At 36.9% G+C, this 523-nt stretch carries 1 protein-coding gene; it reads right to left on the reverse strand.

Features of this window, described 5'->3' with window-relative positions; all coding sequences use genetic code 11:
* Positions 1-141: glutaredoxin domain-containing protein (locus ACS8FC_RS20780; RefSeq protein WP_439298177.1), on the reverse strand; the 141-nt coding region annotated here is incomplete at its 3' end.
* Positions 142-523 lie beyond the last annotated feature (382 nt).

The raw sequence follows: 523 nt of genomic DNA on the forward strand, positions 1-523 counted from the left end.
CATCAATGCTTGACGATCTTCGCTGCTCATGTCGTGCATGCCGATTTCTTCGTAATCAACGCCTTTGGTTTTTAGTAGTTGTTTGGCGTTTGAGCAGTATGGGCAGATAGGGGTCGTATAAACTCTAACAGGTACAGTCATGGTAAATCCTTATTTATAAATTTATGAGATAACAAACTTATTATAGATAGCCTGATGAATTATCATAGTCTAAGTATTAGTAGAATCTGTTATCAATGAGTAAAGTACAGATGTATTCGATTCTGCTCATACTAAAGTGGGGATGAGCATGACAAATTCAAGCCGTCTTAGTTTAAAACCCTGGATAGCAGTATAAACAGGATATAAAAAAAAGACACCTATTGCTAAGGTGTCTTTTTATTTTGCTATCGTTAATCAGATGCTGTTTTTAGTCAGAAGCTATATTTCAGCCAATCTACTATTTGCTTAAACTAGGCTTGGTCTTAGCTTTGCTTTTTGATTTGGCGTCTTTTACACCAACCAATGGCATACCCGCGCCTTG

This window comes from Psychrobacter sp. 1Y4 (assembly GCF_051847555.1).